Source organism: Mycobacterium decipiens (assembly GCF_963853665.1).
Lineage (GTDB): Bacteria > Actinomycetota > Actinomycetes > Mycobacteriales > Mycobacteriaceae > Mycobacterium > Mycobacterium decipiens.
In genome coordinates, this window is sequence record NZ_OY970459.1 from 1,095,087 (window position 1) to 1,116,807 (window position 21,721).

Sequence of the window (21,721 nt, forward strand, 5' to 3'; positions counted from 1 at the left end):
CCGTCGATGACAATGCAAGGGGAACGTCTCGACGCCGTGGTTGCGGAGGCCGTGGCAGGAGACCGGAACGCGCTTCGGGAGGTGCTGGAGACCATCCGCCCGATTGTCGTGCGATATTGCCGAGCGCGTGTCGGCACGGTCGAGCGGAGCGGCCTGTCGGCAGATGATGTGGCACAGGAGGTGTGCTTGGCCACCATAACGGCGCTGCCGCGTTATCGGGACCGAGGACGTCCGTTCCTGGCTTTCCTGTACGGCATCGCAGCACACAAGGTCGCCGACGCCCATCGAGCGGCCGGACGTGATCGTGCCTATCCCGCCGAATCGCTTCCCGAGCGCTGGTCAGCCGATGCCGGCCCGGAACAGCTTGCCATCGAAGCCGATTCGGTCACCCGGATGAACGAGTTGCTTGAGATCTTGCCGGCCAAGCAACGCGAGATCCTCATTCTGCGCGTTGTCGTCGGGCTGTCCGCCGAAGAGACCGCTGCCGCCGTTGGCAGCACCACGGGAGCGGTCCGAGTGGCCCAGCACCGCGCACTTCAGCGGCTGAAGGATGAAATCGTAGCGGCAGGTGACTATGCGTAATTCCGGGCCCGATTTTGGTCATGCACTCGGCGATCAACCGGCTTTGGACGAGGTGGCCCAGGCCGATCTGTTCCTCGACGCGCTCGCCGAACGCGCCACGGTGGATGTCGACGATCCCGACGACGACGCGCTGGCTGCCCTGCTAGGGGAGTGGCGTGACGACTTGAGGTGGCCGCCGGCCAGCGCGCTGGTTTCGCAGGATGAGGCGATCGACGCGCTGCGCACCGGGGTGGCGGCCCGCCAGCGCGCCCGCCGCGGCCTGGCTGCCATCGGGTCGGTGGCCGCCACCTTGTTGGTGCTGAGCGGCTTCGGTGCCGTGGTGGCCGACGCCCGTCCAGGAGACCTGCTGTACGGCCTGCACGCAATGATGTTCAACAGAGCGCGGGTCGGTGACGACCAGATCGTGTTGTCCGCCAAGGCCGAGCTGGCCAAGGTCCAACAAATGATCGCCCAGGGCCAGTGGGATCAGGCCGAGACTCAGCTCGCAGAGGTCAGCAGCACCTTGCAGGCCGTGAACGACGGGAGCCGCCGACAGGACCTGATCGACGAGGTGAATCTGCTGAATACCAAGGTGGAGACGCGCGATCCGAACGCGACTCTGCGGCCCGGCTCGCCGTCCGACTCCGCCGCCGTCCCGGCCACTCCCGGTTCGGTGGGAGACTCGTGGACTCCGCCGGCTCCCGGCACCGAGCTGCCGGCCCCCCCGGCGCCTGCATTGGCATCCGAACCACCGACGTCGTCAGGGGACCCGGTCGGCGCCGCGCCGACCGGCCCGATGTCGCCGGAGCCCAGCCCGTCCCCGTCGGGTGCCACCCCGGCCACGACGTCGCCCCCGACCCCGACGCCGTCGTTGGTCGCGCCCGGCGAGTCACCAGCCGGCACGCAGACCTCCCCGGCCGCAGGGGCGACTCAACCGTCACCGTCGTTGGAAACCGCCGATGCGGCGACGAACCCGCCGAGTCCGATGGCTCAGACGTCGGGTCAGGCAGCACCGGAAAAGCCGGCGAGTCCTGCGCCCTAGCGGGTGGCTTAGTGGCGGAACCCGTCCGCGTCTGACGTTGCTTCGTTGAGCGAGGCATCGGCATATCCCCGGCAGTAATCCCACGTGACGTAGGCGTCCGGTTCGGGGTCGTAGGCCGGCTCGTGCGGGCGGACGGTGCCGTCGATCAGCAGTTGCAGCAGATTGGAACGCAACATGTCCCAGTCGTGATAGTGGTCTTGCTGGCACTCGTCACAGCACACCACGAGTCCGCGAATTCCCTTGTGCGCCAACAGAGCTTCGTAGACAGCCAGATCGGCCAAATCGGCCTCCACCGCAAGTCGCTCTTGCTGATCGAGGGGTTGACCGGGCTCGACAGCCTCCAGCGCCGCGGATGGGTCACAGGGGTCGTCGGCAAACGGATCGGGCGGCAAACCCGGCGGCAGGTGGTCGCGCACGCCTCTACACTACGCAAGCGGGCGGCGATAACGCCAGATATTGAGATCTGGCCTCGTTTCGTGCTGATCAGTTCCTCTTCGTGCCGCGCTCCGGCGCGCATCGTCACCGGGTCGGGGGCGAGCCGATAGGATGGGCTTCTCACCCAAAAGCATGCGTATGGAGGGCCTCACCGATGTCCCGTGGCATGTCCGGCCTGGAAGACAGCTCCGACCTGGTGGTCAGCCCGTACGTTCGCGTGGGCGGCCTGACAACTGACCCGGTGTCTACCGGCGGCGACGACCCGCACAAGGTGGCGATGCTGGGGCTGACGTTCGACGATGTCTTGCTGCTGCCCGCGGCTTCCGACGTGGTGCCCGCCGGCGCGGACACGTCCAGTCAGCTCACCAAGCGGATCAGGCTCAAGGTGCCGCTGGTCAGCTCGGCGATGGACACCGTCACCGAGGCGCGGATGGCCATTGCGATGGCCCGGGCGGGTGGCATGGGAGTGCTGCATCGCAACCTGCCTGTCGCCGAGCAAGCCGGCCAGGTCGAGATGGTGAAGCGATCGGAGGCCGGCATGGTCACCGATCCGGTCACCTGCCGGCCGGACAACACCTTGGCCCAGGTCGACGCGTTGTGCGCCCGGTTCCGGATTTCCGGGTTGCCGGTGGTTGACGACGACGGTGCCCTGGTCGGGATTATCACCAACCGCGACATGCGGTTCGAGGTCGACCAGTCCAAGCAGGTCGCCGAGGTGATGACCAAGGCCCCCCTGATCACGGCCCAAGAAGGGGTCAGTGCATCCGCGGCGCTAGGTCTGTTGCGCCGCAACAAGATCGAGAAGCTGCCCGTCGTGGACGGCGGGGGCCGGCTGACCGGGCTGATCACCGTCAAAGACTTCGTCAAGACCGAGCAACACCCGCTGGCCACCAAGGACAGCGACGGCCGGCTGTTGGTGGGTGCCGCCGTCGGCGTCGGTGGCGATGCCTGGGTCCGGGCGATGATGCTGGTCGACGCCGGGGTTGACGTCTTGGTCGTCGACACCGCGCACGCACACAACCGGCTGGTTCTCGACATGGTCAGCAAACTCAGGTCCGAAGTCGGCGACCGGGTTGAGGTGGTCGGCGGCAACGTCGCGACCAGGTCCGCGGCCGCGGCCCTGGTCGACGCGGGTGCCGACGCGGTGAAGGTCGGTGTCGGGCCGGGGTCGATCTGCACCACCCGGGTGGTGGCCGGTGTCGGCGCGCCGCAGATCACGGCGATCCTGGAAGCCGTCGCGGTGTGCCGGCCGGCGGGTGTGCCGGTGATCGCCGACGGGGGACTGCAGTACTCCGGCGATATCGCCAAGGCGCTGGCCGCCGGCGCGTCGACCACGATGTTGGGCTCGCTGCTGGCCGGCACCGCCGAGGCGCCAGGTGAGCTGATCTTCGTGAACGGCAAGCAGTACAAGAGCTACCGCGGCATGGGATCGCTGGGTGCTATGCAGGGCCGGGGCGGTGCGAAGTCGTACTCCAAGGACCGCTACTTCGCCGACGACGCGCTCTCGGAAGACAAATTGGTACCCGAGGGGATCGAGGGCAGGGTGCCGTTCCGCGGTCCGCTGTCGTCGGTGATCCACCAGTTGACCGGCGGCCTGCGCGCGGCGATGGGTTACACGGGATCGCCCACCATCGAGGTGCTGCAGCAGGCGCAGTTCGTCCGGATCACGTCCGCCGGCCTCAAAGAGAGCCACCCCCACGACGTCGCCATGACCGTGGAAGCGCCCAACTACTACGCGCGTTGACAGTGACCATGGTCGAGATTGGCATGGGCCGCACCGCCCGTCGCACCTATGAACTCAGCGAGATCAACATCGTGCCGTCGCGGCGCACCCGCTCGTCGAAGGACGTTTCCACCGCGTGGCAGCTGGATGCCTACCGGTTCGAGATCCCGGTGGTGGCACACCCGACCGATGCCCTGGTGTCGCCGGAGTTCGCGATCGAGCTCGGCCGGCTCGGCGGGTTGGCCGTGCTCAACGGCGAGGGGCTGATCGGCCGGCATCCCGATGTTGAGGCCAAGATCGCTCAACTCGTCGAGGCCGCCAGCAAGGAGCCCGAACCGTCCGCGGCGATCCGGCTGCTGCAGGAATTGCACGCGGCGCCGCTGAACCCCGAGCTGCTGGGCACGGCCGTGACCCGCATCCGTGAAGCCGGCGTGACCACCGCGGTGCGGGTCAGCCCGCAAAATGCCCAGGCGCTGACACCGGTGCTGTTGGCGGCCGGCATCGACCTGCTGATCATCCAGGGCACGATCGTCTCCGCCGAGCGGGTGGCCAGCGATGGCGAGCCGCTCAACCTGAAGACCTTCATCTCCGAGCTCGACGTTCCGGTGGTCGCCGGCGGTGTTCTCGACCACCGCACGGCGCTGCATCTGATGCGCACCGGCGCCGCCGGGGTCATCGTCGGGTACGGCTCGACCCAGGGGGTCACCACCACCGACGAGGTGCTGGGCATCAGCGTGCCGATGGCCACCGCGATCGCCGACGCCGCCGCCGCTCGGCGCGAGTACCTCGACGAGACGGGCGGCCGCTACGTGCATGTATTGGCCGATGGCGACATCCACACCTCCGGCGAGCTGGCCAAGGCCATCGCCTGCGGCGCCGACGCGGTGGTGCTGGGCACGCCGCTGGCCGAAAGCGCCGAGGCGCTCGGTGGAGGGTGGTTCTGGCCCGCCGCGGCAGCGCATCCGTCGTTGCCGCGCGGGGCGTTGCTCCAGATCGCCGTTGGCGAGCGGCCGCCGCTGGAACGGGTCCTGGGCGGGCCGTCCGACGATCCGTTCGGTGCCCTGAATCTGGTCGGTGGGCTGCGCCGATCAATGGCCAAGGCCGGCTATTGCGACCTCAAGGAGTTCCAGAAGGTCGGTCTGACAGTCGGGGGCTAGAGGCCGCCGATGGCCCCGTGGTTGGACGGTGGGGCGATTGCCGTCCGGCAGGAACAGCCTCGGCAGACTTAGGGATGGCTGACCTACCGGCCGGATGTAAAGAAGGTCATACTGCAGCGATGAAGCCGGATTATGACGTCCTGATTATTGGATCGGGATTTGGGGGCAGTGTCACCGCACTGCGCCTGACGGAAAAGGGTTACCGGGTCGGTGTGGTGGAGGCCGGCCGCCGCTTTACCGACGAGGAGTTCGCCGAGACGTCCTGGAATTTGCGCAAGTTCCTGTGGGCACCCAGGCTGGGCTGCTACGGCATCCAACGCATTCACCCGCTGCGCAGCGTGGTGATCCTGGCCGGCGCGGGCGTGGGCGGCGGTTCGTTGAACTACGCCAACACGTTGTACGTACCGCCGGAGCCGTTCTTCGCCGACCAGCAGTGGCGACACATCACCGACTGGCGCAGCGAGCTGACACCGCACTACCAGCAGGCGCAGCGAATGCTGGGCGTGGTGCAAAACCCGACCTTCACCGACGCCGACCGCATCGTGAAGGAGGTCGCCGACGAGATGGGCTTTGGGGACACGTGGGTGCCGACTCCGGTCGGGGTGTTCTTCGGCCCCGACGGGACCAAGACACCCGGCAAGACTGTGCCCGACCCGTATTTCGGCGGCGCAGGCCCGGCGCGCACCGGCTGCCTGGAATGCGGCTGCTGTATGACGGGCTGTCGCCACGGCGCCAAGAACACGCTGGTGAAGAACTATCTTGGCCTCGCGGAATCGGCCGGCGCACAAGTCATTGCGATGACGACGGTGAAGGGATTCGAGCAGCGGTCCGACGGGTTGTGGGAGGTCCGCACCGTTCGCACCGGCAGTTGGCTGCGCCGGGACCGGCGCACCTTCACCGCTACCCACCTGGTGCTGGCCGCGGGCACCTGGGGCACCCAGCATCTGTTGTTCAGGATGCGGGATAAGGGCGTGCTCCCTCGCCTGTCGAAGCGCCTGGGCGTGCTGACCAGGACCAACTCCGAGTCGATAGTCGGGGCCGGCACGTTGCAGGTCAATCCGGACCTGGATCTGACCCACGGCGTGGCGATCACGTCGTCGATTCACCCGACGGCGGATACCCACATCGAACCGGTCCGGTATGGCAAGGGCTCCAACGCGATGGGGTTGCTACAGACCTTGATGACCGACGGTTCCGGTCCAGAGGGGACCGATGTCCCGCGGTGGAAGCAGTTGCTGCAGACCGCCGGTCAGGATCCGCGCGGCATCATCCGGATGATCAATCCCCGGCAATGGAGTGAGCGCACGGTGATTGCTCTGGTCATGCAGCACCTGGACAACTCGATCACCACGTTCACCAAACGCGGAAGGCTGGGCATCCGCTGGTACTCCAGCAAGCAGGGCCACGGCGCGCCGAACCCGACGTGGATCCCGATCGGCAACCAGGTCACCCGCCGCATCGCCGCCAAGATCGACGGCGTGGCCGGCGGCACCTGGGGAGAGCTGTTCAACATCCCGATCACCGCGCACTTCCTCGGCGGTGCGGTGATCGGCGACAACCCCGACCACGGGGTGATCGACCCGTATCACCGGGTCTACGGCTACCCGACGCTGCACGTGGTGGACGGCGCCGCGATCTCGGCGAACCTGGGCGTCAACCCGTCGCTGTCCATCGCCGCGCAGGCCGAGCGGGCAGCCTCGCTGTGGCCGAACAAGGAGCAGGACGATCGGCGGCCGCCCCAGGGCGAGGCATACCGTCGGCTGGACCCGATCGAGCCGGAGCACCCGGTGGTACCCGCCGACGCTCCGGGCGCGCTGCGGTGGCTGCCGATCGATCCGGTGAGCACCGCCGGCTGAGGCCCGATCAGCGCGCGTGGTTAGCTGGCCCGTCCCGCGCGGGTACCAATCAGCGAAGGGTGGTCCAAGTCAGGTACGGTGGGCGAACGCTCGCGGCAGCTATTTCCATTCGGCTGCATGGACCAATTGCGAGAACATCGGCGGCTATCCCAGTGTAGATTCCTCGCGCTTCGGCTTTCTTAGCAGCACCGCGTCTTGGTCATTATTAATCCCGCGTTCAACATAATCTACAATGTCAAAATACTGCGACCATACCTTATGGATATACTCTTTCGTATGATACGTGGACTGGTAGAAGTCGGGTAACCCATCGAGTTTTAACCTTCCTTCCGCCGACGTGATATACAGAAATCCACGTTGGCGAATCTCGTTTCGATAGGAAGCGTCTAATGCTCCAATATGATGTCCGCCGTGGACTGTCAAGATAAGAGTACTCCCTGGTCGCGCGATACGTTGAAGCTCCCGCAGCCATTCATGTTGCAAATCTTCATCCAAATGTGTAAAAACGGAGACGCAGTAGATTAGATCAAACGAGTTATCGTTGAAGGGTGATGGGGCGTGATGGCTGTTTACGCTCCATCGAATGTCGCTCAGGTTGCTTTTGCCCCAGCTCACCAGGTCCGGATCGATATCCGTGGCGTACAGGTTGCATGGTTTGGCCGGGTCACGGAAATTTTGGATGACCCTGCCGCAGCCGCAACCGAAGTCTAGGATGTCTGTGAAGGAGTAGAAATCGCGACCGGCAATACGGCACAGGTCGGCGATATCTTTTGCAACGTTCCTACCTACTTCTAGGTAGGACGCTCTACTCAGGTTCCCATGGACGCGATGTCGAAGCCTCGCCGGAGGGACAGGGTCCTTTGCGGGGCTTTGACTATCCTTCCAGTCGCGCAGTTTCGCTACTGAATACTGAAGCTGAAACTGAAGATATGCCAGCAGATTAAATACCTTGTTCGCCGGCTTGAACTCGTTGATAAATCTCTGGGCTCCCATTGCACCTGTTTCTGTTGGCAGCGCAACACACCGAGTCCGGCGGAAAGCTCACGTTGTTGCACACCGTCATTGGAACGTGTATGCGCAGTCGGTCAAAACGGCGACTATCGTCGCTCACTTTCTGCACGAAATCCTCAGAAAGACATTCTCCGCTTGGCTTTTACTCTGCGCAGCCTAACCCACGTGTTGGCTACTAGACAAGTAAGCGCATTGACACATCCTGAATGCGCGCAGCCCCGAGCTGGACATCGCTGCACGCTTCTGTGGCCTGGCACGCCGGGTCGGGCCGATCGGCGCCCGCGGTTAGCTGGCCGGTCAGCCAGCCCGGGCCAGCGGCGCCCCACTGACCACCCGGCTACGCTGTCCGTGCACGCTGACCGGCACGTCGCCCATCAAGGTGACTCGGTGCATGAGCCGGTACTGGTCGTCGTAGTCGTCGATCGCCCGATGCTGGGTTGCCCGGTTGTCCCAGATGGCCACGTCACCCGGTGCCCAGTTCCAGCGGACGGTGTTCTCGGGCATGGTGATTCGGCGTTGCAGCAATTCGAACAACGCGCTTGATTCGTGGCTGTCCAAGCCGACGAAGCTGCGCACGAAGTCGCCCGCCAGCAGGGTTCGCTCACCGGTCTCCGGGTGCACCCGTACCACGGGATGTTCGGTGCGGAAATCCGGCTTCTGGAACACGTGCCGAAACGCCTGTTGCGCCTCGGTCAGTGGTTCGGTCGTTACGTAGTCGTAGCGGTTGGTGTGCACGGCCCACAGGTTCTCGGTGAGGCACTTGAGCGGTTCGGGAAGCTCCGCGTAGGCCGCCGCGGTCGAGGCCCACAACGTTGACCCGCCATAGCTGGGCAGGGTGACTGCGCGCAGCACCGAGGCCGCGGGGTAGTCGGCGGCGAACGTGATGTCGGTATGCCAACGGTTTGCCTTGCCGAACTCGGAGTTGATCGGCGTGATGATCGGTGCGTCGTCCGCGAAGGCGACGGCGGCCGGGTGGCCGATTGGGGTGCCCAACAACCCGGCAAACGCGAGCTGCTCGGCGTCATCGAGGTGGTGCTGGCCACCGAAGAAGATCACCTTGTGGGTCAGTAACGCCGCGCGGATTTCGCTGACTGCGGCAGGGGCGAGGTCACCCCCGAGGCGTACCCCGTCGATTTTGGCGCCGATGCGGCTACCCAGCTTCTTCACGGTAATTAGGTCGGTCATGGCTTGGTCCTTCGGAGATTGACTGTAGTCAGTTGACTACATCGGGTAGTGTAGTCGCATGACTACACGCTCGGCAAGTCACCGCCAAACAATCCCTACCGGGCGGGAAGAAGTGGCGGCGGCGATCCTGGAGGCGGCCACCGACCTGTTTGCCGACCGCGGGCCGGCCGCGACGTCGATTCGCGACATTGCCGCACGATCCAAGGTCAACCACGGACTGGTGTTTCGGCACTTCGGCACCAAGGACCAACTTGTTGGGACCGTGCTCGATCACCTGGGCGCGAAGCTGACCGGTTTGCGGCACTCCGGGGCCCCCGAAGACGTCATCCAACGGGCGCTCGGTCGGCACATGCGGGTCCTGGCCCGGTCACTGCTGGACGGCTACCCGGTGGGGCAGCTGCAGAAGCGCTTTCCCAACGTTGCCGAAATGCTCGATGAGGTGCGGCCACGCCACGACAACGACTCCGGTGCGCGGCTGGCGGTTGCCAATGCCCTTGCGTTGCAGTTCGGTTGGCGGCTGTTCGAACCAATGCTGCGCTCGGCGACCGGTATCGGTGAGCTGACCGACGCCGAACTGCGCCGAGCTATTCGTGCCGAGGTGGCCCGGATCGTTGAACCGCACTGATTGTTGGGCCCGCTGCGGGTGCCCCCACCTCGGGCCACTGCGCGGCCCGCATCGTCACCCGGGCTGAGGCTGATTGCCCGGCTCGCCCCCTTGCCGCTGCGCGGCTGGGGGTGCCCCCACCTCGGGCCACTGCGCGGCCCGCATCGTCACCCGGGCCATGGCCCGGCGGTGCACCGGCTCGCGGCCCGGTGGCTGTGGTGGTGGCGGCAGCAACGGCTCACGGATGCGCACGGCGATGGTCGACGGCGAATGAGTATTCAGCGTGAGGTCTGCGCCGGCGTGCCGGATGGTCAGCTGGGTGCCGGGCCCGTCACCCAGGGTGAAGGTGACGTCGGTGTGGTTTGCGTCGACGATCAGCCGGAAGCCGCGCCACCGCAGCCGGAACCGCAACCGCGAGATGCCGTCGGGCAGTTGGGGATCGATGGACAGGATGCCCTCATCGTCCCGAAGCCCACCGAAGCCTGCGACCAGCGCCGTCCAGGCACCGGCCAGCGAGGCCATGTGCAAGCCGTCGCGGGTGTTCCGGTGCAGGTCGCGCAGGTCGATCAGGGCGGCCTCGTAGGCATAGTCATGGGCCAGCTCGAGATGCCCGACCTCGGCGCACATCACCGCTTGAGTGCAGGCCGACAACGAGGAGTCCCGCACCATGCGCCGCTCGTAGTAGTCGACGTTGCGCGCCTTCTGTTCGGGCGTGAACGCGTGGCTCTGCCACTGCATCGCCAGCACCAGGTCCGCCTGCTTGATCACCTGCGCTGGGTACAGACGCACGTAGGCCTCATGCAGTAGCAACGGATAGGTGGTGTTGGCTTCGAAATCCCACTCCGCAAGCGTGGTGAACCCTTCACACTGCTGATGGACGCCAAGCTCGTCGTCGTAGGGAATGTTGGCGGCGTCGGCAGCGTCGCGCCAGGCGGCCATCTCCTCGGTAGTGACGCCCATCGCCTCCGCCGCCTCGGGGTGACGCAGGCAGGCATCGGCGGCGGTGTGCAGATTGTGTGCCGCCATCAAATTCGTGAACACGTTGTCGCGGACGACCGCGGTGTACTCGTCGGGACCGGTGACCCCGTCGAGGTGCCAGACGCCGTGGCGGTCGTGGTGCCCGAGCGAGAGCCACAGCCGGGCGGTCTCGATCAGCACGGCCAGGCCGCACTCTTCCTCCAGTGAGTGGTCGCCGGTGACGGTGCGGTACCGCTCGAAGGCCATCGCGATGTCGGCGTTGATGTGCCAGCCCGCCGTGCCGGCCGGCCAGTAGGCCGAGCACTCCTGTCCGCGGATCGTTCGCCAGGGAAAGGCGGCACCGTCCAGGCCGAGCTCGGCCGCTCGCTCCTTAGCCATCTCCAACGTCGACGCGCGCCAGCGCAGCGCATCGGCGACCGCATGCGGCGCGGTGTAGGTGAGCACCGGAAGCACGAAACCCTCGGTATCCCAAAAGGCGTGGCCGTCATAGCCGGTCCCGGTGAGCCCCTTGCTGGGGATCGAGCGGCGTTCGGCGCGCGCACTGGCCTGCAGCAGGTGAAACAGCCCGAACCGCACCGCTTGCTGACATTCCGGGTCGCCCTCGACCTCCACGTCAGCGCTATCCCAGAAGTCGTCGAGGTAGGCACGCTGCGAGTCCAGCAGCCCCTGCCACCCGCTGTAGCGGGCGCCGTGCAGCGCGCCAGCGGCTTGGTCGCGCAGCGCCGGTCGGGAGCGCAGGCTGGACCAGCCGTAGGCCAGGTATTTGACGATGCGCAGCTTCTGTCCCGGGCGCAGCCCGCAGATCACGGTGGTTCGGGCCAGGTCGGGCCGCGCGTCGGTGGTGATCTCCACCCGCCCGGGAACCTCGACCTCGTGCTCCATCCCGGCGGCCATCATCAGTGCGCTGGCTCGGGTCCGGTGCATGAGAAGTGCGCCCCGGTCGGTGTTTTCGTGGTCGACGGCCTCCAGCGGTTTGTCCAGGATGGCCGACACTCGTGGATCGGCCGAGGTCCGTGGTTGGTCCTCGTTGGTGACGAGTTCGGACTGCACGGTCACGCGAACGAATTCCTCGACTGCCTCGACGACGTACTCGATCGCCGCGACGCTGCGATGCGCCAGCGATACCAGCCGGGTGGACACCACTTTGACCTGTTTGCCCGCGGGCGAGCGCCAGTGCGCGCGGCGAGTCAGCGTCCCGGCACGCATGTCGAGAACCCGTTCGTGGGATATCAATTTGCCGTATCGGACGTCGAACGGCTCGTCCCCGACCAACAGGCGAAAGATCTTGCCGTTGGTGACGTCGACGATCGTCTGGCCGGCTTCCGGATACCCGTATCCGGCCTCCGCGTACGGCAGCGGACGGATTTCGTAGAAAGAGTTCAAGTAGGTGCCCGGTAGGCCGTAGGGCTCGCCCTCATCGAGGTTGCCGCGCAACCCGATGTGCCCGTTGGATAGGGCGAACAGGGACTCGGACTGGGCCAGCAGGTTCAGATTGAGCTTGGTCTCGCGGACCTGCCACGGTTCGACGGGGAAGGCTTCCTCGCTGATCATGACGGCAGCAACTTGGCGAGGTCGGTTACTACCACGTCGGCGCCGCAGCGGCGTAGTTCCTCGGCCTGGCCCACCCGGTCGACGCCCACCACGAAGCCGAAGTTACCGGCACGGCCGGCCTGCACGCCAGACAGGGCGTCCTCGAACACGGCCGCCGCGTCGGGGGTAACCCCCAACAATTGTGCCGCGCGCAGGAAGGAGTCGGGGGCCGGCTTGCCGGCGATATGCTCCTCGCGCAGCGTCACGCCGTCCACCCGCTGCTGGACAAACCGCTGCAGGCCGGTGGTCGCCAGGACGTCGCGGGTGTTGGCGCTCGAAGACACCACGGCCACACCGAGACCCGCCGCCGAAACCGCCTCCAGGTAGCGCCGCGACCCGTCGAACACCCTGGCCCCGTCGTCGTGCAGGAGCTTGCCGAACATTTCGTTCTTGCGGTTGCCCAGGCCATAGACCGTCTCGGCCGCGCCCGGGTCGTCCGGAGAGCCGTCGGGTATGTCGATTCCCCGGCTACTCAGAAACGACCGGACCCCGTCTTCACGCTTCTTGCCGTCCACATACTTCTGGTAGTCCGCGGCAGGGTCGAAGGGGACGAACTCCTCGCCGGTGCGCTCGGCTCGTTCGGCTAGATAAGCATCGAACATGGCCGTCCAGGCCTTGGTATGCAGGCTCGCGGTATCGGTGAGTACGCCGTCGAGGTCGAACAGGCAAGCACGCACCTTTTCTGGCAGACCCAGCACGGGGACCTCACTTCCGGGATAGTTCGGGCGCTACCAGTTCACCATGCCCGCTGTTGTGCCGAGAGTGTCGGCGCTTACCGGTAAGTGAACCATCTTTGACAAATGGGCGGTCAGGGGTCCTCGCCGCGATGCTGACGCATACCTAGGGTGCGGACCTGAAGGCCGTAGGGGAACGTGTGTGTTGACGGCGGCGAACCTCGCCGGCCGGTTCGGCGGGGAACTGATCGACCACCTTGCGCGCCACGGCCATTGAACGTGGCCTCGATCGGAGCAGCGCCGGCGGTCGTGTCGCCCCAGCCACTAGACTGACTGGCCGTGGCCGAACCCGCTGACGTCGACATGCCTGGAACACCGGCTCGACCAGTGCTTGTCGTCGATTTCGGCGCCCAGTATGCGCAGTTGATCGCCCGCCGAATCCGGGAGGCACGGGTCTTTTCGGAGGTCATCGGCCACACCGCCTCGATCGAAGAGATCAAGGCCCGTCAGCCACTGGCGCTCGTGCTTTCCGGCGGACCGGCCAGCGTCTACTCCGACGGCGCTCCCCAACTCGATCCGGCGGTGTTCGACCTCGGTCTGCCGGTGTTCGGCATCTGTTACGGGTTTCAGGCCATGGCTGCCGCGCTCGGTGGGACCGTCGCCCACACCGGCACCCGCGAATACGGTCGGACCGAACTGAAAGTCCTTGGTGGCGAACTACATTCGGATTTACCCGAGGTTCAGCCGGTCTGGATGAGTCACGGTGACGCGGTCACAGCCGCGCCGGACGGATTCGACGTGGTGGCCAGCAGCGCGGGCGCCCCGGTGGCCGCTTTCGAGGCCCGAGATCGGAGGTTGGCAGGGGTGCAGTACCACCCGGAGGTGATGCACACCCCGCACGGGCAGCAGGTGCTCAGCCGGTTTTTGCACGACTTCGCCGGGCTGGGCGCCCAGTGGACGCCCGCCAACATCGCCAATGCGCTGATCGAGCAGGTGCGCACCCAGATCGGCGACGGCCACGCGATCTGCGGGCTGTCCGGCGGCGTGGATTCCGCGGTGGCCGCGGCCCTGGTGCAGCGTGCCATCGGCGACCGGTTGACCTGTGTCTTCGTCGACCACGGGTTGTTGCGTACCGGCGAGCGTGCCCAGGTGCAACGTGATTTCGTGGCCGCCACCGGCGCCAATCTGGTCACCGTCGACGCGGCAGAGACCTTTCTCGATGCGCTGTCGGGTGTGAGCGCCCCGGAGGGCAAACGCAAGATCATCGGCCGCCAGTTCATCCGCGCGTTCGAGGGTGCCGTTCGGGATGTTTTGGGCAACAAGACTATTGAGTTCCTGGTGCAGGGCACGCTGTATCCGGATGTGGTGGAGTCCGGCGGGGGCAGCGGCACCGCGAACATCAAAAGCCACCACAATGTCGGCGGCCTGCCCGACGACCTGAAGTTCACCCTTGTCGAGCCGCTGCGGCTGCTGTTCAAAGACGAGGTGCGTGCAGTCGGGCGGGAGTTGGGTCTGCCGGAGGAGATCGTCGCGCGCCAGCCGTTTCCCGGACCGGGCCTGGGCATCCGGATCGTCGGGGAGGTCACCGCGAAGCGGTTGGACACGCTGCGGCGCGCCGATTCGATCGCGCGCGAGGAGCTGACCGCGGCGGGCCTGGACAACCAGATCTGGCAGTGTCCGGTGGTGCTGCTGGCCGACATCCGTTCCGTTGGCGTGCAGGGCGACGGCCGCACCTACGGCCACCCGATCGTGCTGCGGCCGGTGTCCAGTGAGGACGCCATGACCGCCGACTGGACCCGGGTGCCCTACGAGGTGCTCGAACGCATCTCGACGCGGATCACCAACGAGGTCGCCGAGGTCAACCGCGTGGTGCTGGACATCACTAGTAAACCGCCCGGCACCATCGAGTGGGAGTAGCCTTCCCCGCGGCTTTTCACGACTCAGGTGGCCGGCGACGCGCCCCTGATCAGCTAGTTCACGAATTCACGCCTGCCGTAGGCAAAGGTGGCTGCGGTCCAGTCCCCACCGGCCTTCTCGACAAGGCGGCGGGCGACATCGAGATCGCCGTTGCCGGCGATCAGGATCAAGGTGTGGTCGACGGTGGTGACAGATCCGCCCAGTAGTCGGTGGTGTGCAGCTGAATCAGACGCGAACGCATCGTGAAAACGGGCGATGTCGATGTCGGGCACAGTGATGAGGATCGCGTCCGCTTCGGGCGCATGCCGCGGCAAGTAGTCGAAGGTCAGCACCACTTCCTGGTTGAACCGGCGGTGCAGTTCCTCGGCGGCGGTGTGCAACGTGGGCTCATCGACAACGCACAGATGAAACTCACGCGAGCGCTCGTAGCTGATCTGCTGTAGCTCATTCGACCAGAACACCCCATCGACCAGGGTCGATCCGGTCACCATCACGCCGGTAGGTGCGATCGTCGCAACGGCTTGTCGCTCGAACAGCTCTAATCCGTCGGCGGTGTTGTCGGTGGCGAATAGCTCCGCCGGCCGGCAGGCCGGCCCGCCGCCGTTGGCCGGTGGGGCGGTCGCAGTTCCCCATAACAGCAGGACAGCCGCCAGCGCCGACACGGTTTTGCGCGACTGCACAAGGCAGCGTCTCACGCCGCTTGCCGGGTGGCTTGACGGGGTTGGGAGGCGGGTGTTTACTCGATTCGAACATACTTTCGAAAGTAGTTGGCCAGGAGGCTGGTGATGACTGCGGCTTTCGCCTCCGACCGGCGGCTCGAATCGCTACGACAACAGATGGCTGTGCTGTCCGGAAAAGCCGCCACTCATCCGGCGGACCTGCTGCCGGAGATGTTGCCGGCAGGGCCGGCACTGTTACCCCGGGGAACGGTGGCGGTGCTGTCGGGAGCCCGGTCACTGCTGCTGAGCATGGTGGCATCGGTAACGGCGACCGGAGGCAACGCCGCGATCGTCGGCCAGCCGGATATCGGGTTGCTGGCCGCTGTGGAGATGGGGGCGGATCTGAGCCGACTCGCGGTGATACCGGATCCCGGGACCGATCCGGTTGAGGTGGCCGCTGTGCTTATCGACGGCATGGATCTGGTGGTACTCGGTCTGGGTGGGCGCCGGGTGACGCGGTCACGGGCGCGGGCGGTGGTGGCCCGTGCCCGTCATAGAGGTTGCACACTGCTGGTCACCGACGGCGACTGGCAAGGGGCGCCGACGCGGCTTCAGGCCCGGGTTTGCGGCTATGAGATCACCCCTTTTCCCAGGGGTGTGCCCACCCCTGGGTTCGGTCGGATCAGTGGGGTGCGACTACAGATCAGCGGGTGTGGACGGACGATCGGGCGGGTTCGCACGGGGTGACTTTGATGGCGTCTTCCCTGGCTGGTTCCCGAGTGCTGGCGATCTGGTGCATGGACTGGCCCGCGGTCGCCGCAGCCGCGGCCGCGGGCCAGTCCGCGACGACCCCGGTCGCGGTCACTTTGGCAAACCGGGTGATCGCCTGCTCGTCGACCGCGCGGGCGGCCGGAGTACGGCGAGGGCTTCGGCGTCGGGAGGCGGCAGCCCGTTGTCCGCAACTACACATCGCGGCCGCCGACGCCGACCGCGACGCTCGCTTCTTCGAAGGGGTGATTGCGGCGGTCGACGATCTGGTACCGCGTGCCGAGGTGCTGCGGCCTGGTCTTTTGGTCTTGCCGGTGCGCGGGGCGGCCCGCTTCTTCGGGTCCGAGCAGCAGGTAGCCGAGCGGCTGATCGACGCGGTGGCCGCGGCCGGCGCGGAGTGTCAGATCGGGATCGCCGACCGGTTATCCACCGCGGTTTTCGCAGCGCGTGCGGGCCGCGTCGTGGAGCCGGGGCAAGATGCGCGGTTTCTATCGTTGTTGTCGATCCGGCAGCTTGCCACCGAGCCGAGTCTGTCCGGTCCCGGGCGGGAAGAACTGACGGATCTGTTGTGGCGGATGGGGATTCGCACTATCGGGCAGTTCGCCGCACTGTCTCGTACCGACGTGGCGTCCAGGTTCGGTGCTGATGCGGTGGCCGCGCACCGGTTCGCCCGCGGCGAACCGGAACGCGGTCCGTCCGGGCGGGAGCCGCCGCCGGAACTTGACGCCGTGCTGTACTGCGATCCGCCGATCGATCGGGTCGACGCCGCGGCATTCGCCGGGCGCTCGCTGGCCGCCACGCTGCACCAGGCGCTGATGGCCGCTGGGGTGGGATGTACCCGGCTGGCCATTCACGCCGTCACCGCCAACGGCGAACAGCGCAGCCGGGTGTGGCGGTGTGCCGAGCCGTTGACCGAGGACGCCACCGCCGACCGGGTGCGCTGGCAACTGGATGGGTGGTTGAGCAACCGGACCACTCAAGATCGCCCGACAGCAGAGGTGACGCAGTTGCGGCTGCAGGCGATAGAGGTGGTTTCCGCCGAGGCCTTGCAGTTGCCGTTATGGGGGGGTCTGGGTGAGGAGGACCGGCTTCGGGCCCGTCGGGCGCTGCTGCGGGTGCAGGGCCTACTCGGCCCGGAGGCGGTGCAGGTGGCCGTGCTATCCGGCGGTCACGGGCCAGCCGAACGCATTACGTTGACCCCGCTAGGCGACGAGCCGACGCCGCAGGCCGACCCGGATCAGCCCTGGCCGGGCCAGCTGCCCGATCCGTCGCCGGCGGTGCTGCTCGATGATCCAGTGGAATTGCTTGATACGCAAGGAAATCCGGTGCGGGTGACCAGCCGCGGGATGTTCTCCGCCGATCCGGCGCGACTGATCTGCCGTGGTCGGGACGACCTGCTGCGCTGGTGGGCCGGACCTTGGCCGGTCGACGAGCGGTGGTGGGATCCGGATCGGGCGGCGGGCCGCACCGCCCGCGCCCAGGTACTACTGGAGAGCGAGCGTGCGCTACTACTGTGCTACCGCCAGCGGCGGTGGTATCTCGAAGGGATTTACGAGTGACTTCGCGCCGAGCGTGACGTCAGCGCGAAAATTTCGCGAAAATCTAGCAGTGACGTCACGTTCGGCGCGGGGTACCTACCTGGCGCCGCGCGAACGGCCCGACCCGTTCGATGAACCGGTCGAAGAATGCCTCGGGGTCAACACCAATGCCGATCAGCGCGTTGGGTTCTCGGTTCCCTGACCACTCGGTCACCGTCATGCCGCGAGTCAGGGTCCCCGTCAGCTCGACGTCCACCGCCGCCGGCCGGGTCGCAATCAGTCCGGGATCCAGCGCGACCGCTGCGGCCAATGGATCATGGAGGTGCGCCAGATATCCACCGCGGTCGTCACTGTGGATCTCGAAGTAGAAGCGCATCGCGTCCTCAACCACCCGAATCAACGGGTTGGATGCCATGGAACGGGTGCCGGGTTCGTCGCGCGGGCTCATCAGCATTCCCGAGGCCGGATCGGTAGCGGCCACCAATCTCGCCAGGATGTCCGGCGTCATCACAATTTTATGGGTCAGATTCAAGCCGCACAGGATCGGAAGTCGTTGCGGTTCGGTGGCTTCGGCGGACCAGGCCGCGAACACCTCAGCCGCTGCCTCCGGGTCCACGCTGATGTTCCATTCCGCCACCGCAGTGGTATTGCCCGGGTAGTCGTAGGCGCCGCCCATGATCACCAGCCGGCGCAACAATTTCGGCAGCGTGGGTTCGGCACGCAGCGCCAGTGCCAGATTGGTCAACGGGCCAGTTGCCAGGCCGATTAGCTTCCCGGGAAAAGCGTGCGCCGCGCGTACCCAGGCCGTTGCCGAATCGTAGCTGGTGAGCCGACCGTCGGTGGGCGGCAGATCGGCGTATCCCAAGCCTTTGGGGCCGTGGACTTTTCCGCGATCGGGTCTTTGCCCGTTCAGTGGCAGGTCGGCACCTCTGGACACGGGTATATCGGTGGCCCGGCACAATTCGAGCAAACCGAGGTTGTTCGCGCACACCTGGTCCACCGCGATATTTCCGCCGGTCGATGCGATGCCGACCACGTTGGCGTCGGGGCTGGCCAGCAGAAAGATCAACGCCATCGCGTCATCGATGCCGGTATCGACATCGGCGAAGACGACGTTCACCGCGGTCACGATACACCCGTTTGATGACTAGGCTGTCCCAATGGCCGATGACTTAACGCCGCACTTCGAGGACGTGCAAGCGCACTACGACCTGTCCGACGACTTCTTCCGACTGTTTCTCGACCCGACCCAGACATATAGCTGTGCGTACTTCGAGCGCGACGACATGACCCTGGAAGAGGCGCAGATCGCCAAGATCGATCTCGCGCTGGGCAAACTCGGTTTGCGACCAGGCATGACATTGCTCGACGTCGGCTGCGGCTGGGGTGCCACCATGATGCGTGCGGTGGAAACCTACGACGTCAACGTCGTCGGTCTCACGCTGAGCAAGAACCAAGCCGGTCACGTCGGGCAACTGATCGAGAAGTCCGAAAGTCCACGCTCCAAGCGGGTTTTACTGCAAGGCTGGGAACAATTCGATGAGCCGGTGGACCGGATCGTCAGCATCGGCGCCTTCGAACATTTCGGCCATGAACGCTACGACGCCTTCTTCAGGCTGGCGCACCGCCTCATGCCGGATGACGGGATCATGCTGCTGCACACCATCACCGGGCTGCACCCGAAGGAAATACACGAACGTGGCTTGCCCATGTCGTTTACCTTCGCCCGATTCCTCAAATTCATTGTCACCGAGATCTTTCCGGGCGGCCGGCTGCCCTCGATACCGATGGTCCAAGAGCGTGCCACCGCAACTGGCTTCACCGTGACCCGTGTTCAGTCATTGCAGCCGCACTATGCGAAAACCCTTGACATCTGGGCTGCCGCGCTGCAAGCCCACCGGGACCAGGCCATCGCGCTGCAATCCGAGGAGGTCTACGAGCGGTACATGAAGTACCTGACCGGCTGCGCCGCGATGTTCCGCATCGGATACATCGACGTCAATCAATTCACCTGCGAGAAGTGATTACCGAACTACCAGTGCACTCCGGGTACCAACCGGACGAGCCGTTTGACCGGTCGGGGAAACCGCACGCGGGCCGCGCGCTTGGGCTGGCGGGGAATCCGCGTGTGGTCCGCTGGCGGGAGCGAAATTCCCTGCGCCGCAGCAGAATCAGGGTAGCCCAGATACAGCTGATGCAGAAATCGCCGCGCCAGCCTGGGCGCCAAGTAATTGCCGACCTCGGCGAGCGTGCCCAGTGGGGTGTCGATGCGTGCCGGCTTCTCGACGAGCCCACGTACCACCATCGCCGCCGCGTGCTCGGCGCTGATCGCCGGCACCGGGTTGAGCCGTCGGGACGGCACGATCATCGGTGTGGCCACCAGTGGCATATGGATGTTGGTGAACGTGATGTGGTCGGATAGCGTCTCGGATGCGACCACGTCGGCGAACGCGTCCAGCGCGGCTTTGCTGGGTAGATACGAGCTGTACTTGGGATTGCGGGCCTGCACCCCGGCGCTGGAAACGTTGACGACGTGACCGAACCGGCGCTCACGCCAGTGCGGCAGCAGGGCCAGAACCATCCGTACCGCGCCGAAGTAGTTGACCGCCATCACCCGTTCGTAGTCGTGCAATCGGTCGGTGGAGTTGACCACCGAGCGGCGTATCGAGCGGCCGGCGTTGTTCACCAAGTAGTCGACATGGTCGAAGCGGCCCAGGATGTCTTTGACGGTGTGTTCCACCGAGGTGGAATCGGTGACGTCACAGCTGAACGCGTGGGCCTGGCCGCCGTTCGCCCGGATCTCGGCGACCAGCTTGTCCAGCGCGTGGCCGTTACGGGCCAGCGCGAACACGCATCCACCGCGCTCGGCGACCGCGATCGCCGACGCCCGGCCGATCCCGCTGGACGCGCCGGTGACAATGACGTGCCGGCCCACCAGCGGATCGTTGCGACGGGCACGGTCGGGGTCGAGGTGCTCGGCCCAGTACCGCCACAGCTTGGGCGCATACGTCGCGAACTCGGGCACTCCAATGCCGGTACCCTGCAACGCTTTGCGTGTTTCGTCAGAGAGGAAGGCGGGCGCCAGATCGACGACGTCGAAAACCTCGGCGGGAATTCCCAGTTGGGTGGCCGCCATGTTGCGCACCACTTTGGCGCGTCCGGTCACCTTCCGCACCGGCGTGGCCACCGAGCGGGGCAGCGACCCGCGCAGCGGGGGCAGTCCGGCCGCGTCGGCGATCCCCCGGTAGATTCCGCGCAAGCCGATGGCTTTCGGCGCGGTCAAATGAAACGTCCGCCCGTGCAGGCCTTCGGCGTGCATCAGTGCCACCAGCGCGTCGGCGACGTAGTTGACCGGGACGATGTTGGTGCGCCCGACGTCGGGCAGCAGGATCGGGGTGAACGACGGCAGAACGGCCAGCTTCGCCAATGCCGCGAAAAAGTAGTACGGCTCGCCAACGCAATCCGTCTCGCCGGTACGCGAATCGCCCACCACCACACCGGGGCGGTAGATGCGGTACCGCAGTCCGGGTGTGGAGCGCACCAGCAGCTCCGCTTCGAATTTTGTCTGATGGTACGGAGTTGGCAGTTGCTGGCCGACGTCGAAGTCGGCCTCTGTGTATTCGCCGGCGAAATCGCCGGCCACGGCGATCGATGACACGTGGTGCAGCGTCGCGTCCAGCCGCCGTGCCAGCTCGACAGCGGTGCGGGTGCCGTCAACGTTGGTGGCGCGCTGCTGGGCCTTGCCCTCGGTGCCCTCGTAGATCGCCGCACAGTGCACCAGATGGTCTACCCGACCTAGCTCGGCGAGGCTCTGCTCGGTCAAGCTGAGCTTCGGAAGGTCGCCGACGAGAGGTTTTACCCGTTCCCCCCACCCGGCGGCGAGGCGTTCGAAGCGGCCCAGTGACGGGCGGCGAACCAGGACCCACACTTCGGCGTCGGGTCGGGTATCCAGGAGGCGTGCTACGACACGACGCGCAATTAACCCCGTACCGCCGGTAACGAGATACTGCATGCCGCCCATGG

The 21,721-nt window shown here is 66.0% G+C and carries 18 protein-coding genes; 10 read left to right on the forward strand and 8 right to left on the reverse strand.

Annotated elements, in window-relative coordinates; translation table 11 throughout:
* Nucleotides 1-6 precede the first annotated feature (6 nt).
* Nucleotides 7-582, forward strand: a complete 576-nt coding sequence (gene sigD / locus AADZ55_RS05025) for an ECF RNA polymerase sigma factor SigD (RefSeq protein ID WP_207568993.1) — start codon at nt 7-9, stop codon at nt 580-582.
* Complete coding sequence (locus tag AADZ55_RS05030) at nt 575-1,603, forward strand: anti-sigma-D factor RsdA (protein WP_085323139.1); 1,029 nt, start codon at nt 575-577, stop codon at nt 1,601-1,603. Before sigD ends, AADZ55_RS05030 begins: the two co-directional genes overlap by 8 nt.
* Before the next feature lie 8 nt (nt 1,604-1,611).
* On the opposite strand, the gene AADZ55_RS05035 is transcribed toward AADZ55_RS05030, so the two are convergent.
* Entirely contained in the window at nt 1,612-2,019 is a 408-nt protein-coding gene (locus tag AADZ55_RS05035) for a DUF5319 domain-containing protein (protein WP_085323140.1), read from the reverse strand.
* 173 nt (nt 2,020-2,192) lie between these two features.
* Between AADZ55_RS05035 and guaB the strand changes: the two genes are divergently transcribed.
* From guaB to AADZ55_RS05050, 3 genes are all read left to right on the forward strand, one after another.
* Nucleotides 2,193-3,782, forward strand: coding sequence for an IMP dehydrogenase (gene guaB, locus AADZ55_RS05040; RefSeq protein ID WP_085323141.1), 1,590 nt, complete (start codon nt 2,193-2,195; stop codon nt 3,780-3,782).
* An 8-nt stretch (nt 3,783-3,790) separates the two neighbouring features.
* The gene (locus tag AADZ55_RS05045; RefSeq protein WP_085323428.1) at nt 3,791-4,918 is read left to right on the forward strand and encodes a GuaB3 family IMP dehydrogenase-related protein; all 1,128 of its coding nucleotides are present in this window, start codon (nt 3,791-3,793) and stop codon (nt 4,916-4,918) included.
* Nucleotides 4,919-5,037: 119 nt separating this feature from the next.
* A complete protein-coding gene (locus AADZ55_RS05050; RefSeq protein WP_085323142.1) occupies nt 5,038-6,774 on the forward strand; it encodes a GMC oxidoreductase in 1,737 nt (578 codons plus the stop codon).
* Nucleotides 6,775-6,918: 144 nt separating this feature from the next.
* On the opposite strand, the gene AADZ55_RS05055 is transcribed toward AADZ55_RS05050, so the two are convergent.
* Complete coding sequence (locus AADZ55_RS05055; protein ID WP_085323143.1) at nt 6,919-7,767, reverse strand: class I SAM-dependent methyltransferase; 849 nt, start codon at nt 7,765-7,767, stop codon at nt 6,919-6,921.
* A gap of 315 nt (nt 7,768-8,082) precedes the next feature.
* Entirely contained in the window at nt 8,083-8,970 is an 888-nt protein-coding gene (locus tag AADZ55_RS05060; RefSeq protein ID WP_085323144.1) for a TauD/TfdA dioxygenase family protein, read from the reverse strand.
* Nucleotides 8,971-9,028: 58 nt separating this feature from the next.
* On the opposite strand from AADZ55_RS05060, the gene AADZ55_RS05065 reads away from it, so the two are divergent.
* A complete protein-coding gene (locus AADZ55_RS05065) occupies nt 9,029-9,595 on the forward strand; it encodes a TetR/AcrR family transcriptional regulator (protein WP_085323145.1) in 567 nt (188 codons plus the stop codon).
* A gap of 54 nt (nt 9,596-9,649) precedes the next feature.
* Here AADZ55_RS05065 and AADZ55_RS05070 read toward each other — a convergent pair whose 3' ends face one another.
* Both AADZ55_RS05070 and AADZ55_RS05075 read right to left on the reverse strand, forming a co-directional pair.
* Entirely contained in the window at nt 9,650-12,103 is a 2,454-nt protein-coding gene (locus tag AADZ55_RS05070) for a glycoside hydrolase family 65 protein (protein ID WP_165759317.1), read from the reverse strand.
* On the reverse strand, nt 12,100-12,840 hold the full coding sequence (locus AADZ55_RS05075; protein WP_085323146.1) for a beta-phosphoglucomutase family hydrolase: 741 nt from the start codon (nt 12,838-12,840) through the stop codon (nt 12,100-12,102). Before AADZ55_RS05075 ends, AADZ55_RS05070 begins: the two co-directional genes overlap by 4 nt.
* Nucleotides 12,841-13,155: 315 nt before the next feature.
* Here AADZ55_RS05075 and guaA point away from each other — a divergent pair, with 315 nt between their 5' ends.
* Complete coding sequence (gene guaA, locus AADZ55_RS05080) at nt 13,156-14,733, forward strand: glutamine-hydrolyzing GMP synthase (RefSeq protein WP_085323147.1); 1,578 nt, start codon at nt 13,156-13,158, stop codon at nt 14,731-14,733.
* 53 nt (nt 14,734-14,786) lie between these two features.
* On the opposite strand, the gene AADZ55_RS05085 is transcribed toward guaA, so the two are convergent.
* Entirely contained in the window at nt 14,787-15,428 is a 642-nt protein-coding gene (locus AADZ55_RS05085; RefSeq protein ID WP_165759318.1) for a hypothetical protein, read from the reverse strand.
* Between the two features lie 90 nt (nt 15,429-15,518).
* On the opposite strand from AADZ55_RS05085, the gene AADZ55_RS05090 reads away from it, so the two are divergent.
* Both AADZ55_RS05090 and AADZ55_RS05095 read left to right on the forward strand, forming a co-directional pair.
* Nucleotides 15,519-16,139, forward strand: a complete 621-nt coding sequence (locus AADZ55_RS05090) for a hypothetical protein (RefSeq protein WP_085323149.1) — start codon at nt 15,519-15,521, stop codon at nt 16,137-16,139.
* A 5-nt stretch (nt 16,140-16,144) separates the two neighbouring features.
* The gene (locus AADZ55_RS05095) at nt 16,145-17,719 is read left to right on the forward strand and encodes a DNA polymerase Y family protein (RefSeq protein ID WP_119184873.1); all 1,575 of its coding nucleotides are present in this window, start codon (nt 16,145-16,147) and stop codon (nt 17,717-17,719) included.
* Between the two features lie 55 nt (nt 17,720-17,774).
* Here AADZ55_RS05095 and AADZ55_RS05100 read toward each other — a convergent pair whose 3' ends face one another.
* On the reverse strand, nt 17,775-18,827 hold the full coding sequence (locus AADZ55_RS05100; protein WP_278248512.1) for a nucleoside hydrolase: 1,053 nt from the start codon (nt 18,825-18,827) through the stop codon (nt 17,775-17,777).
* 31 nt (nt 18,828-18,858) lie between these two features.
* On the opposite strand from AADZ55_RS05100, the gene cmaA1 reads away from it, so the two are divergent.
* Entirely contained in the window at nt 18,859-19,722 is an 864-nt protein-coding gene (gene cmaA1, locus AADZ55_RS05105; RefSeq protein ID WP_085323150.1) for a cyclopropane mycolic acid synthase CmaA1, read from the forward strand.
* A gap of 8 nt (nt 19,723-19,730) precedes the next feature.
* On the opposite strand, the gene AADZ55_RS05110 is transcribed toward cmaA1, so the two are convergent.
* Nucleotides 19,731-21,710, reverse strand: coding sequence for an SDR family oxidoreductase (locus AADZ55_RS05110; RefSeq protein ID WP_085323431.1), 1,980 nt, complete (start codon nt 21,708-21,710; stop codon nt 19,731-19,733).
* Nucleotides 21,711-21,721 lie beyond the last annotated feature (11 nt).